The sequence below is a fragment of the Catellatospora sp. IY07-71 genome, assembly GCF_018326265.1.
Taxonomy (GTDB): domain Bacteria; phylum Actinomycetota; class Actinomycetes; order Mycobacteriales; family Micromonosporaceae; genus Catellatospora.
Genome location: NZ_AP023360.1, coordinates 6,378,150 through 6,392,089, shown reverse-complemented (window position 1 = coordinate 6,392,089; position 13,940 = coordinate 6,378,150). Strand labels below are relative to the sequence as shown.

The 13,940-nt window shown below is 70.0% G+C and carries 6 protein-coding genes; all 6 read right to left on the bottom strand.

The genetic code is table 11. The features are described from left to right. Positions 1-14: 14 nt before the first annotated feature. From CS0771_RS28495 to pglX, 6 genes are read right to left on the bottom strand one after another with little or no spacing between them, the layout of a single operon-like run. On the bottom strand, positions 15-341 hold the full coding sequence (locus CS0771_RS28495; protein WP_212843870.1) for a hypothetical protein: 327 nt from the start codon (positions 339-341) through the stop codon (positions 15-17). Between the two features lie 41 nt (positions 342-382). Then, complete coding sequence (locus CS0771_RS28490) at positions 383-2,509, bottom strand: DEAD/DEAH box helicase (RefSeq protein ID WP_212846091.1); 2,127 nt, start codon at positions 2,507-2,509, stop codon at positions 383-385. A gap of 5 nt (positions 2,510-2,514) precedes the next feature. Continuing rightward, positions 2,515-3,828: a BREX system ATP-binding protein BrxD gene (brxD, locus tag CS0771_RS28485; protein WP_212843869.1), complete on the bottom strand. Its 1,314-nt coding sequence runs from the start codon at positions 3,826-3,828 to the stop codon at positions 2,515-2,517. A gap of 22 nt (positions 3,829-3,850) precedes the next feature. Further along, positions 3,851-6,577 carry a BREX-2 system phosphatase PglZ gene (gene pglZ, locus CS0771_RS28480; protein ID WP_244871089.1) on the bottom strand — a complete coding sequence of 909 codons (2,727 nt, stop codon included), beginning with the start codon at positions 6,575-6,577 and terminating at the stop codon, positions 3,851-3,853. Then, positions 6,574-10,311 (bottom strand): phage resistance protein, encoded by a 3,738-nt coding sequence (locus tag CS0771_RS28475; protein WP_212843868.1) that lies wholly within the window; start codon positions 10,309-10,311, stop codon positions 6,574-6,576. Before CS0771_RS28475 ends, pglZ begins: the two co-directional genes overlap by 4 nt. Continuing rightward, complete coding sequence (gene pglX, locus CS0771_RS28470; RefSeq protein WP_212843867.1) at positions 10,308-13,823, bottom strand: BREX-2 system adenine-specific DNA-methyltransferase PglX; 3,516 nt, start codon at positions 13,821-13,823, stop codon at positions 10,308-10,310. The genes CS0771_RS28475 and pglX overlap by 4 nt, the downstream gene beginning before the upstream one ends. Between the last annotated feature and the right edge of the window lie 117 nt (positions 13,824-13,940).

Sequence of the window (13,940 nt, the reverse complement as noted above, 5' to 3'; positions counted from 1 at the left end):
TGGTCGGGAGCCGGTCAGACAACCGTCCCCTTGGCCGGTAGGAGATCACCGGCCTGGTCGCGGATCGATTCGATGAGGGCGGCGACGAAGGGATCCTGGCCGAACGGTTCGTAGCCGCCTGAATGGCGGTGACCACGGACCGCGTAGAAGAGACAGGCCCGCAGCACGTCGATGTTGCCCGGGAGCCGCCCAGTCTGCGCCCAGTGGTCGCGCACCACGTCGAACAGCATGGTGAGGCCCTCCATACCACCATGCAGTTCGTAGCCGTTGTAGGTGTGGGCGAATTCGATGAGGTCCTGGTCTGAAGAATCCCGCGTGGGAACCGCTACCTGTTTGGTCATGTCTCACTCCGCGTCATCGAGGGCAGTGCAGGAAGGGCGCGTCAAGTGGTGTGCCTGACGAGGAAGCGTTGAGGCTCGCCGAGAACGATCCTGGCTTGAGCGGTCCTGCCGAGCCGAGCGGCGAGGGTGGCGATGGCGAGCCGTTTCGGCAGTGCGTCGCTGAACTTGAGACCCACTAGGGCCTTCTCGCTCACCCCAGGCAGGCAGACCCGTTCGGCGGCGTCGGCGATGCCTGCCCGCCAGGCCTCCGGGGTGAGGTCCTGCCGTAGGCGTACGTGGCGGTCGTCGAAGCGCTGCATCGGATCGGCTATGCCGCTCAGGGTGGCGGCGAGCGTGGCGTTGGTGCGGTATCCGGCCCAGGTCCACCAGCGGACGTCGTCGCTGTGCGGGTCCCGCACGATCACGCTGCCGCCTGGGTGTACCAGCGAGGAGGCGTCTTCGCGTCCGTACGCCAGCCGGTCGGTGGCGCGTCGGGTCAGCCTCACCGGCGGATCGGCGCCCAGCAGCACGTCACGCATGGCGCGGGTGAGTTCGAAGGACAGGCCCGCCAGGCCGAGGTTGGTCCAGCGGGCTCGGCCGCCGCCGTCGGCGGGTTCGACGAAGCAGCGTCGTCGCCGCCAGTCGATGTAGGTGACGGCCCAGCTGCGCCCGCCCAGCAGCAGCCGGCGCTCGCCCTGGACCTCCTCGGTGAGCAGGCTGGGGTCGATGCGCCCGAGCTCGGTGCGCCCGGTGAGGACCGTGAACTCGGGCGGCCCGGTGAACACGGCGGTCATGTCCATGAAGTTGCGGCGGCCGAAACGCAGTTCCGCTGCCGGGCCGATGAACATCATGCCCTGGTCGGTGTCGAGGTAGCCGTTGTCGATCAGGTGGCGCACGATCGGTGCCGCGGTCGGGCCGAACGGCTCGAGCCCGTTCCACGACTGCTGCCAGCTCTGGTCGCCGACACGGTGCTGCTGCAGACACAGCGCCATGATCTGCTGGGCGACGATGTGGCGGGGCTCGGGCGGGGCGGTGACCGGTTCGACCCAGTGGCTGCCCCACAGGTGCAGCAGCGCGGCCGCCTTGACGAGGGAGTCGGTGTCGACGGTCAGGAACAGGCAGTTGCGGGTGCTGCCCGGCCGGCGGCCGGTGCGGCCGAGGCGCTGCAGGAACGATGCGACGGTCGATGGTGTGTTGATCTGGATGACCCGGTCCAGGTCACCGACGTCGATGCCGAGTTCGAGGGTGCTGGTGGAGACGATGACGCAGTCGCGCGCCTCGGCGAACGCCTGCTCGGAGCGGCGCCTCTCGTCGGCCGACAGGGAGGCGTGCGACAGGAAGGTGGTCAGGCCGCGTTCGCGCAGCAGCTGCCCCAGCTCTTCGACGGCCTGCCGCGACTCGCAGAAGACGAGGCGTTTCTGCCCGGCGTGCAGCGAGGCGATGACGGTCGCCGCGTTGGCCAGCGAGCCGACGTAGTCCAGCTCGATGTCGCCGGGTGGCGGCACGGACGGTGCGGCTGCCGGGTCGGCAGGCAGGTCGGGTGCGACGACCTGCGAGGGCCGCTGCCCCCTGCTGGACCCTTGCAGCCAGTGGAGCAGGCTGTCAGGGTTGCCGACGGTAGCCGACAGGCCGACCCGCTGCAGAGGCCGCCCGACGAGAGCGGTCAGCCGTTCGAGGACGGCGAGCAGGTGCCAGCCCCGGTCGTCGCCGGCGAAGGCGTGGACCTCGTCGATGACGACGGCCTGCAGGCCGGAGAAGAAGGTGCGGTGGTCGACGTTGAGGCTGACCAGCATCGATTCCAGTGATTCGGGCGTGGTCAGCAGGATGTCGGGCCGTTCGGTGAGCACGTTGCGCCGGGCGCTGCCGCGGACGTCGCCGTGCCAGACGGCGGCGCGGCGTCCCAGCCATCCGGCGTAGCGCTCCAGCCGCGGTTCGAGGTTGTTGAGCAGGGCCTTGAGCGGGCACAGGTAGAGCACCGAGGTGCCCTGCCACCGCTGCGCCGTCATACGGGACAGGAGCGGGAAGATCGCCGCTTCGGTCTTGCCCCCTGCGGTCGGGGCGAGCAGCAGCGCGTCGTCGCCGCCGGTCAGGGGTTCGATGGCGGCGCGTTGCAGGGGCCGCAGGTCGGGCCAGCCGAGGGAGTTGACGATGTGGTGCACGAGCACCGGGTCGAGCCTGTCCAGCGGCATGGCGCTCACATCGGCAGGGTGATGTCGTCGGCGCTGGCGGCGTTGCGTTCGACGTCGGTGAGTTCGTCTGCGCGCAGGGTGAGTGCGTAGTCGCGGCGGGGGTCGAAGTCGGGGAACTGCTCGACGCGGTCGAGGACGTCGGCTACGAGTTTCTTGAGGAACACCCGTGGCGCGACGCCGACCTGGCCGCCGAGTCTGCCGGTGACGGCGGCGGCGAGCTGGCTGACGTATGCGGCGTCGACGACGTTGGTGACGCGCTGGCTGGTGTAGGCGTCGGCGTAGAGGCGGGTGACCTTGGTGCCGAGTTCGACGAGGGTGTCGATGGTGAACCCGGGCAGCCGCAGCTGGGTGGCGCGGGGGTTGTCGAAGCGGGGGTCGGGTCCGAAGTCGGTGGCCAGGCGCTGGGCGAGCGGTGCCAGGCGCTGCATGCCCTGCTGGCCGTCGTAGAAGGCGGGGGTGCCGGTGATGACGAGGTACAGGCCGGGGAAGCGCCCGGAGTGGACCTCGTCGACGAGTTGGCGCAGGGCATTGAGGGCTTTGTCGCGGGCGTCGGAGCGTACCCGCTGAAGTGTTTCGACCTCGTCGAGGACGAGCAGCAGACCGGGGTGTCCGCTGTCGCGCAGGACGGTGAGCAGACCCTGCAGGAAGCTGAGGGCGCCGAAGTGGTCGAGGTCGCCTTTGACCCCGGCGTAGCGCCGGGTCGCCGCGGCGACGTGGGGCTGGCCGCCGAGCCAGGCGGCGAGGCCGTCGGCGGTGGGCTGGTCGCCGCTGGTGTTGGCGGTGCGGTATCCGCGCAGCGCGGCGGCGAAGGCGGGGGTGCTGCGGGAGATGTCGGCCAGGCGCCGTTCGAGCAGCTCGCCGACGGCCTTGTCGAGGCCTTCCGCGTCGTCCTCGGTGGCGGCGCCGCTTGCCAGCACGTCCTCTTCGAGGGCGAAGATCCAGCCGTCGAGGACGGGGCGCAGGGCGCTGGGCGGGAACTGCTCGGTGGACAGGTGCTCGACGAGGCGGCGGTAGACGGTCTCCATGCGGTGCAGGGGTGTCTCGGTTTCGGAGATCTGTACCTCGGCGGCGGCGAAGCCGCGGCGTTTGGCGCGTTCGGCCAGCCAGCGGGTGAAGAACGTCTTGCCGGCGCCGTACTCGCCGCGGATGGCTTTGAAGACGCTGCCGCCTTCGGCGGCACGGTCGAGGTCGTCCTCGGTCGCCGCGGTGAACCGGTCGAGGCCCACGGCGAGGACGTCGAGCCCGTTGCCGGGCACGGCACCGCGGCGCAGGGCGTCGATGATGTCGCGCCTGCGCCGGGCGGAGACGTCTGCGGTCATGGTGCGGGCTCCCGGTGGTGCGTCACGGCTGATCCAGCCCGAACTGCTCGCGCAGCAGGCCGATGTCGAGTTTGACGGTCTGCCCGTCGGCGTCGACGGTCAGCACGGGGTATCCCTCGATCTGCAGCAGCTTGCGCAGCGCGGTGACCGTGCCGCTGATGCGGTGCACGGGCACGGACGCGTGCGCGGCGAGGGTGTCCATGCTCGCCCGGCCGTTACCGGCGAGCAGCGCGTTCAGCAGCGCGGCGACCCGTTCGTCGGGCAGCGGCGCACGTGTGTCCTTGCGCTGCTGGTAGACCTTGCCAGCCAGCAGGCGTTCGACCAGTGACGCCTCGGCCGTGTCCGGCTCGGCCGGGGCCGCGGTGGCCGGCGCCATGGCGGGGGTGAGGTCGAACAGCGCCGTGTCCTGCACGGGTTGCTTCGGCTGCTTGGTGCCGCCACGCGGCCGGGCGGCCGGCGCGGGCGTGTCCGCTTCGGGTTCGGGCACGGTCTCACGCCACCAGGTGGGGCTGGCGACCGGGGCGCCGGACCATCCGGGCACGGCGGTCTCGTCGGTGGCCAGCACGATCAGCGGGATGACTGCTTCAGCCGGGGCGGCGCCGCCGTGGTATCCGGCTTTGCGCGGCCCGTAGCGCAGCTGCTCGCGCCAGGGCAGCACGACACTGCCGTCACCCTTGGCCACCCGAGCTCCGCGGACGGCGACCTCGCCGTCACCTGCCGGCGGCGCGGCGGCCCGCCAGCGGTTGTCCCGCTCGGGCGTGGTCTGCACGACGGCTTCGGGGCCGCGGTCGATGACGTGCCCGTGGTCGGACACGATCACCACGACGCGGTCCTGTGCCAGGGTGAGCAGGTCCTTGACCGCGAGGATGGTGTCCTCGCCCCACACGATGGTGCCGGGGTCGCTGCGGTCGAGGGCGTCGTCGACGGTGTTGATGACGGCTGCGACGACGGGCGTGAACGCGTTGCCGATCGCGGTGAGCACTTCGCCGTCGAGCACGGCACCTGCCCCGGCGCGCAGGTCCGCCTTGTGCAGCAGCACCCCGTCGGGGAAGCGCTGGCGGAAGGCGGCCTGCTCCTGGGCCTGGCCGCCGACCGCGATCCGGCCGGACAGCAGGCTGCACCGGCTGACCTCGGTGATGGTCGGCAGCGCCGCCAGCACGCCGGTGCGGGCGCCGCCGTCGGGGGTGAGTTCGAGCCAGGAGCCGGAGCGGGTCAGCGATTCGGCGAGTTCGGTCGAGGCGGCGACGCTGAGCCCGTCGAGGATCAGCAGCAGCACCCGTCGCCCGTTCGAGACGATGGGCTGGACGACCCTGTCCAGCACGTCCTCGACGCGCAGCAGCGCGCCCGGCTCGGAGTCGGCGGCGGTGTCGGCAGCCAGCAGCCGGGCGAACTGCTCGTCGTGGCGGGCGCGGCGGGCGTCGACGGCCCGGTGCAGCCGGCCGTAGGCGTCGGCGACGTGCGGGTCGACGTCACCGGCGAACAGGTCGAGGCGGGCGCGGTCGACCCATCCGTCGCCGGTGACCTGACGGTCGAGCGCGGCGAGCAGCGTCGCGGGGGCGGACCCGTCCGGGTCGGACAGCCAGCGCAGCAGCCGCACCGCCATCCGGGCGGTCTCGACGCGGCTCGGTGTGCCGGCGCGGTGCTGCTCGACCGGGCCGAGCGCCCGCTGCGCCGCGGCGACCATGTCGGGTGCGGCGTTGCCGGCGGCGGGCACGGCCAGGCGTACCGCGTCGGCGAAGGTGCGCAGCCGCTGGGTGAACCCGGCGGGCAGCAGGTCCGAGCCGCCGAGCAGCGGCTCGGCACCGATCTGTGCGGCGATGGACTCGGCGCGGGCCAGCACCCGCCCGACCTCGGTGCGGGCGCCGGTGTCCAGGGTCCGGTCGACCCAGGCCTCCGCAGCGGCGGCGAACGCGCGGGCCTGGGTGTCGGTGAGCCGGGTGCCGCCGAAGTACGGCTCCAGCCGGGTGCGCGCCACGACGACCTGGGTGTTCGGCTCGGCCGGGGTGCGCTGGGGCCACAGCGCGGAGGCGAGCAGGCCCAGCGCGATGGCGTCGACGCCGTGTCCGGCGCGCACGGCGCACATCACGGGCGTGGCGGCAGGCCCGGCGGCGTCGCTGATGAACCGGCTTACCCCGTCGACGACGGGGGTGGGCAGCGCGATGAAGTCGAGCTGCGGCTGTGCCAGCGTGGACCACTGCAGCAGCCCGGCGATGTCGAGGTCGACAGCTGTATCAAGCTCGCGGTCACGCAGGTGCAGCAGCTGGATGGCCAGGCAGCGCAGCGCGAACTCACGGGTCAGCACGGTGCCTGGCGGCACCGGCCAGCCGTCGGCCGGGGCGTACTCGGTGAGGGCGTCGGCGATCCACCGGCCGCCGCCGCGGGCGGGGTCGGTGAACGTCGGGTCGAGGTGCTTGAGCCCGAACATCTGCCGGACCAAGTCCCACTGGTCGATGCTGCGTACCGTGTGGCGGCTGAGGTGGGCCAGGATGCCGTCGCCGAGTTCGGTGTCGTTGAGCTCGGTGAGCAGCACGATCCGCTCGTCGCCGTGCCGCTCGTGCAGTGCGGCACGGGCGGCCAGCGGCGTCGCGCACGGCACGATCCGGGCGGTGGCGTCGCCGACGGTCAGCAGCGGGTCGCCGTCCCAGGCCGGCCGGGCACGCAGGGCGATGGCCGGCTGTCGGTCGTTCTCCTGCAGCCAGTTCTCGACTTTGCGGCGTACCGCGGCGGGCCGCACCGCTTCTCTGCTCACGGGACGATCTCCCAGGTGACACGGATGGTGCGCCCGTCGGTCAGCTCGTCCTGCAGGGTACTGACGAGTTCGTCGAGCTCGGCCCGGCGGCGGACGTCGCGCGTCTTGGGCTGCTTCCGATCTTCCGGCTTGCCATCGCCGGTGCCGGTGCCACCGCCTGTGCCGGTCCCCGTGCCTGTGCCGCCACCGGTGCCCGTGCCACCACCTGTGCCACCGTCGGTACCGCCTCCGGTGCCTGAGCCGCCTCCTCCGCGACCGGTGAGGTACGCGGTCGCGGCGTCTGACGCGTCCTGCAACGCCCGGACCAGGTCGTCGGCGTGCTGGTCCGCTGCCGAGCTGATACGCAGGCCGTCGATGATCACACGAGCGGCCTCGTCTGAGTCAACCTGCCCGACGACTGCCTCCAGCAGGGACCAGTGCGTCCGGGCCAGGGCGGCTGTCACCGTGGGGGCCTGCTTGTAGGCGACGCTCGCGGCAAGGTCGTCGATGTCGCCGACCTCGGCCTCGGCGACATAGCCGACGAGCACGACGTCGTCCATCTCGCCCGAGATCTGAGCGAGCAGCTTGGCCACTCGCCGGGCGGTCGCGAGCCGGCCGGACTTGGCATCGGCGGCCAGGCCGAGCACGTCGGCGTGATCGGACAGTTCGCCGTACAGTACCTGTGCGTTGGCGGCGTGGGCCTTCGCCTCACCCCGGACCAGGGCGGCGAACTCGGCCAGCGCGGCGGGGCTGCGCCACTCGGGCACCGGCTTGCCGAACAGCGGCCGGGCTCGCTTCACCGCCTGGTCCCATACCTCCGGCTCGGGCATGGGCGGGTGGCGCAGCTCCAGCTGGTCGCTGATCTCCTGCAGGGAGGTCAGTTCGAGCTTGCCGCCCTCGCGATACCAGGCGAGCTGCTGCTCCAGCGCGAACACCGCGATGATCATGTTCTGCAGGTCGCGTTCGAAGCCGCGGGGAGCGGGCTGGTCGAGCAGGTCCCGCAGCACGTGCACGGGAAAGCGGTCGCGGTAGTCCTGCTTGGCGGCCTCCTGCAGCAGGTGCTGGCTCCACCAGCAGGTCGCGGCCGCGAGCACGTAGCGGTTCTCGACGAGCTCGCCCAGGCGCAGGTGGTTGCAGATGCGCTGCAGGATGCGCCGGTCGGCCTGCTCGACGGTGGCGGCCCGGTCCGGGGCGGCCGCGGCGAGCTTCGCGTAGTGCCACACCTTGGCCAGCTCGGCCTTGGTGACGGGCTTCTCGTCCTCGGGCAGGGCGGGGGTGCCGGGGTAGGACCAGCGCAGCACGTCGGCGGTGAGATGTTCGAACGCGGAGTCCATGGTGCCGCCGCGCGGGTCGCCCAGTGGCAGGCCGTCGGCGAGCGTGTGGAACACCGGGATCTGGTCGATCTCCACGTCGGCGGCCTGCGACTTGATCACGCCGTACGCCTGCTTGAGGCTGTCACCCAGCGACGAGCGCAGCTGCTGCTGGCGCTGCTGCAGGTAGATCCGGCCCTGCTGGCGGTCTGCCTGGGACCAGTCGGCGGCGAGGCTGTTGAGCTTCTCGCCGGTGCCGGTGCTGCCCAGCAGGTAGTTGATCTTAGCGAGCTGGGCGACGCGGCCCATCAGCTCGTCGGTGAGGAAGTACGGCAGCCAGAACACGGTGCGCGACCCGCGGTCCAGGCCCTCGATGCGGGCCAGGTCGTCGCGGCGGCTGTGGCCTTGCGCGTCGAACGGGTAGTCCACGACGATGCGCCAGGTGTCGCCCTCGGCGTAGAGGGCGCTGTCGGGCATGGTCTCCCGGTTGCGGATGTTGCCGAACTTGACCCCGATCCGGTGCCTGCGGCCGCGCCACTCGCGCTGGTGCACGTACTCGCCGAGCACCTCCTCGCTGTCGCGCAGGCCGATCGCCGAGGTGGTCAGGTCACGGACGAGGCCCTGCAGCACGCCCATCGTCGTCTCTTCGTTGCCGACGAGTTCGAGCAGCTTGTCGTAGTCGACCGAGGAGACCTTCAGCGAGAAGACCGGGTCGGGACCGTCGGTCTTGTGGATCTCGCCGGCGTCGGCGGACAGCCGGGTCAGCCGGTCGATGACGATCTGGTTCTCGTATCCGGGGATGGGCGAGCTGATGCTGCCGAAGTTCAGCGCGTGCAGCCGGGCCGCGGTCAGGTTGTGCAGCGCGGGCACGTCGGGAACGAGCGCGCCCAGCAGCAGCGTCTTGATCAGCCGGTCGTCGAGCTGGAACTGCTCGTGCCCGGCCGCCTCCTGCTCCGTGATGCCGTTCTTGCCCAGCAGCAGCGGGCGCAACTTCTGGGTATAGGTGTCGCGGGCGGCGCGGAACCGCTGACGCAGCACCGCCCCCTCCGGCAGCTCGCCGTGCAGCACCAGCGGATCGAACAGTGCGGCGACGCCTATCAGGTCGTTGACGGCGAGAGTGTCCCGGCGGGCGACGAGCAGCTCCGTCATCACCCGCAGCGCGGTGCGCTCGCGCTGCAGCGCCTGCGACAGCGCCACCAGCGTCGCGACCAGCGCGGGGGAGAACGGGTAGAGCCGCCGGAACGCCGCCGCGTCCGAGCCGATGCCGGCGTCACCGTACTGCGCGCCCAGCAGCAGCGTGTCCCACACGTCACGGCGGTTGCGCACCGCCGCGAACGCGTCGTCGACGACCTGGCGGGCCTGGTCACTGACCGGGCGCAGCAGGCGCTTCTCGGTGATCTCCGGCAGGTTCGTGTCCGCGAGGACGATCTCGCCGAAGCGGCCCTGCACGTGGCGCATCACGTGCGCGAGGGCCTCCCGCTCGGTGCCGCCGACCTGCGGGCCGAGGAACTCCTCCAGGTTGCGCTGCCGCGCCACGAACGACACCAGCGGCAGCGGCCGGGAGGCGTCCGCCGACTCGACGAGCTTGTTCAGCTTCGCGCCCTCGGTGTTGACGAAGACGTGGTCGGAGATCTTCGTCGACAGCCAGAGGATGAACTCGTCGAGGAACAGCACGGCCGCGTCGTAGCCGAGGCTCTTCGCGTGGCGGGTGATGACCTGCAGGCCGGTGTCGAGGTCGAGATACTCGCCGCCGTGCACCGCTCCGGTGAAGAATGTGCTGGTCAGCGCGCTGACGAGGCTGTCGCGTGCGGCGGTGCCCGGCGCGGCGGCCGCGGCCGCGTCGTAGGTCTGCGCGGTCCAGCCCTGCGCCCGCGCCATCATCGCGGCCAGGCCCTGCCCGGCCGCGGCGGGACCGGAGTCGCCGCCGAGCTTGCCGAAGAACGCGTCGTCGCCCATCGTCTGGCGCAGGTTGGCGGCGTCTCTGAGCAGCGCGTCCGAGCGGTGCACGGCCGGGGTCGGCGCGTCCGGGTGCAGTGCCGCGATCTGACGCAGGTAGCCCTCCAGGATCGCCTGCTCCACCGACCGGGCGTCGAGCATGTGGAACGTCAGGCACAGGATCTTCTTGCCGGGCAGCCACGCGTCGGCGGAGGCGACCGGCTCGGCCAGGCCGCGGATCGCGCGAGCCTGTGGGTTGTGCTTCAGCAGCTCCCGCAGCACCGACATGAAATGCGACTTACCCGCACCGAACGAGCCATGCAGGAACTTCGCCTGCGAGCGGCCGGTGGTCACCGCATGCCCCACGGTCCGCAACGCCTCTGTGAAGTTGCCGCGCAGATCGTCGGTCACGACGTAGTTGGCGAGGTCGGCGCCCTCGGCTGCGCGGACGACGAAGTCGCCCTCGCCCACCGACGTCGGGATGCCGATCAGGTCACGCATCAGGGTCATGCGAGTTCCTCCACGCCGCGCAGCTTGATCAGGGTCGAGCGGTCGGATCCGAGGGAGCCGAGCTCGGTGTCGATGAGGCCGGAGAAGAACTTGGCCGGGGTGCCCAGGTAGCCGGGTTTGGGGTCATCGTGCCACTGCTTGAGCCACGGCTCCAGCTCGGCCAGGCCGGCGAGCAGCGGCAAGAGCCGGTCGACGGGCCAGCCGGCCTGCTGCTTGCGGTCGAGGTAGACGGTGGCTAGGGCCTGGGCCTGCTGTAGGTGGTCCCAGCCGGCCCAGCCGAGCAGTTCGGTGCCGTCCTCATCGCGGCCCATGCGGGGGTATGAGATGAAGCGCTCCTTGGGCACGTCGAGCTTGCCGCGGTTACGCCAGTAGGACGGCTTGGCGAAGTCGGCCGAGGTGTACTTCGGCGGGACCGCGATGTCGACCTTCTCGCCGGCATCCTCACGGCGCTGTAGCGACCACGTGCGCTCCCACTGGGCACGTTTACGCAGGCCAGACGGCTTGTAGCGGTCGGTGGGCAGCAACGGTACGTGCTCGTCAGCGACCAGCTTGCCTAGCGTCTTGACCAGGTCGTGGTGGTCGGTGCCGACCCACAGGTCGAGCACGGAACGGAAGTCTGCGTCGTGGCGGATGCGGTCGGCGAGCTGAGCGACCGACAGCGGTGCCGGCATGACGCCCCACAAGGCGGACGCCTCCAGCCGGTCGAGCAGCCAGTCCTCTAGCGCGGTCTTCTGGAGGTCGTCCCAGGCGGGGGTGTTCCAGCGGCGCTTGCACTCCGGACGTTCGATCAGCCCGATGTTGCGGTCGGATTCGATGATGGCGATCCGCTTCTCGACCAGCGCCCGGTAGTCGGCGGGCCAGTGCGCGGGAAGCTCGGTGATCGGCGTCGAGCCGTGCCGCTCGAACCACTGTGTCTCGGCCTCGCCCGCCTCCAGCTTGCGGGCCAGGACGATCTCGAACGCCCGCTCGCCCAGTGCCAGTTCAGGCGGGTTTGCGGCGGTCAGGTCCTCGTCAAGCAATCCGTAGAGCTGGTACACGCGCCAGTCCAGATCCTCCTGCAACGCGATCATCCGCGCCCGGAGGGAGGCGTAGTCGGCACGTGCCTCGGCCAACCGCTCCCACGTCAGCACCCTCGACTCAGCGACCGCCGCTGGGGTCACCTCAGCGAGCCGCCGTGCCAGCCCATCCAGCTCCCGACCCAGCTCCAGCGGGTACGCGGAGGGTAGGGGAAACTCCTCAAGCTTGGTTCCGGTGAACTCGTAGCGCTCCATCCAGTCTTCGGGCTGGATACCACGTCCAATGCCGCTACCTGACTTGCCCTGGCTGACCTGCTTTAGCCAGAAGCAGGCGGTCGAGCTGTTCAGCAGCCCGAGCAGCCGGAGGTGATCGTCCTTCGTCGCCTCCTCCGACAACTTGATAACCGGCGCGGAACGGTTGAAGACCTTGCCGCCCCGATCTAGCACGAAGTGATTGTGTGTAGCCACAAACGCAAATGAAATCGACAACGGCGTTCGATACCGCTCTGGTACCCATCGATACCAGGTCCACCACGGATCATCCGAGTCTGCGCGTGTTTGGCCGCCGAATCCAGTGATCGAACCGAGTGTGCGGCGGAGCGTCCACAGATGACGGCCCCAGGATACGGTTGGGTCGAAGGATAGTGGCTCAAGACTTTCGCGGTAGGGAACCAAAGCATGGTCGCCAGTCTGACAATGCCAGTCTCGCACCAGCTCGCCGATTATCAACGGCCGATGGAGTCCGTCAGGGATATACCTGCGCTTGAACCACTCTCCGGGGGCGAAGAAGGCTTCGTCCTGCCCCGGGAAGCTTGCGAACCCGATTGCACCTGCAATCTCTGACCCTAGCTTCCTGGTTGATCTGTTCAGTTGATTAAGAACCTCAGACGCTCCGCCGCCAGAAAGGCTCCAGGGGTGGGCAGCTAGTCGATCGCGGTTGGAGTCGGCGACACTGATCCAATCGGTATCAGTGCCGGGTTCGTCGATCTGCGTGACGATCGCGGTCCATACGAGGCCTTCGGATGGTTTTTCTGGCTGACCCGGCTCGCCACGCACACCTAGAACAGTGCGAATCGGGCTGCTGTAGCGCTGGCTTACGTAGCGGTTGGTGCCGATGAGGATGACGGTCGGAGTGCCGTGGCCGGGGATGTAGGCGCCAGAGGTGTCGATGACCTCGGTCAGTTCGACCTCGCCTGCGAAGTACTCGTTGATGAGCGTTTTGCCGAACTCACGTTTCATGAACGAGTTTGCGGTGATCTGCCCGACATGGCCCGCACCGTCGCCGTCCTTGTCGCCGCGCTTGGCCAGCTCGAAGAACCGTTGCGCGAACGGCACCGACAGGGCGTACTTACCAGAGCAGGCCGAGTACATATCCCGGTAGTGCTCGTTGAGGGTCTTGTCTTTGACGGTGATGTAGGGAGGGTTGCCGACGACGACGGTGTACCTGCTGGGGCGCAGGTAGTCGGCAAGCAGGTCGGCGTCTTCGGTGACGTAAGCGAAGACGGGTCGGCCTTCGAGTTCGGCGACCAGATCACCCTGATGGCCGGACCTCTCACCCCACTCGAGGAGAGAGTCACCGGTCGCGACGCGTACCAGGTAGGTGTTGTTGAGGTTGGTGCGTCCGGTTGCCCGCAGGGCGGCGACAAGCAAGCGGAAGCGGGCGATGGCGACCGCGAATGGGTTGATGTCGACTCCGGTGACCTGCTCGAGTGCCCGCTCGACAAGTGCGTCGACGGCGGTGGCGGGTTCACGTTCGCGCCATTTGGCCAGCAGTCGGTGGAACGCACCGAGCAGGAAGTGGCCGGATCCGCAGGTCGGGTCGATGACGGAGGTCTCGGCGAGGCCGAACTCCTTAAGCGCTGGCTCCAAGGTTCGGTCGAGGATGAACTCCTCGACGAACTCAGGCGTCTGCAGCAGCGCGTACGTCGAGCGGGCGTGAGCGGAAAGGTCCTGGTAGAGGTCGCCGAGGAAGCGGGTGTCGAGGGTTTCGCTGCGCAGCGAGCGGTGGCCGTCGCCGCGGCGGAAGAAGTCGGACAGGGCTTCGGCGGCGTCGGCGGAGATGTCGAATCGCCAGACCGGATTGTGATCGTCGAAGATCTTGGCGGTGGCGCGCAGGCCCCGCAGGTGGGCGAAAGCGCCATCTCGGAGCCAGTGCCGGTCGTTGTGGGCCGGGTTGGTGATCAGATACGCCTGTCGTGCCTGCAGCGCCCGCTCAACCGACGCGTCGGCTTCGGGGCCGCCGAGCCACTGCCGGTCGATGAGCCGGTTGTCCTCGCAGAACCGGACGAACACGCAGGCCAGCACCCACGCCACGGCTGCCTGGTCGAGCACGCCTTCCAGCCACGTCTCGTACGTGACCCCGACTCGCTTCGCTGCCTGCGCCTCGGTGTGCTCCTTGCGCAGCGCGGAGCTGAGCTCGCTGTCGGCCGCGACCTGGGTGCGCAGGTCGTCGACGAGGAGGCCAGCTTGTCTCTGGAGGGCTCGGGTCTCGATCACACGCAGATCCTACGGCTGGCGGCCGCCACGGCTTGTCCCATGCCGTTCCGCTTATTGGCTGGTGGCAAGGTCGGCCGCCCGGTGCTCTCGAGCACCCGGCTGGAGGTTGCCGGGCAG

Excerpts from the sequence above, each read along its gene's own strand:
- brxD (WP_212843869.1), bottom strand. The coding sequence starts at position 3,828 with ATGACCGCAGACGTCTCCGCCCGGCGCAGGCGCGACATCATCGACGCC.
- CS0771_RS28490 (WP_212846091.1), bottom strand. The coding sequence starts at position 2,509 with ATGCCGCTGGACAGGCTCGACCCGGTGCTCGTGCACCACATCGTCAAC.
- CS0771_RS28495 (WP_212843870.1), bottom strand. The coding sequence starts at position 341 with ATGACCAAACAGGTAGCGGTTCCCACGCGGGATTCTTCAGACCAGGAC.
- CS0771_RS28475 (WP_212843868.1), bottom strand. The coding sequence starts at position 10,311 with ATGACCCTGATGCGTGACCTGATCGGCATCCCGACGTCGGTGGGCGAG.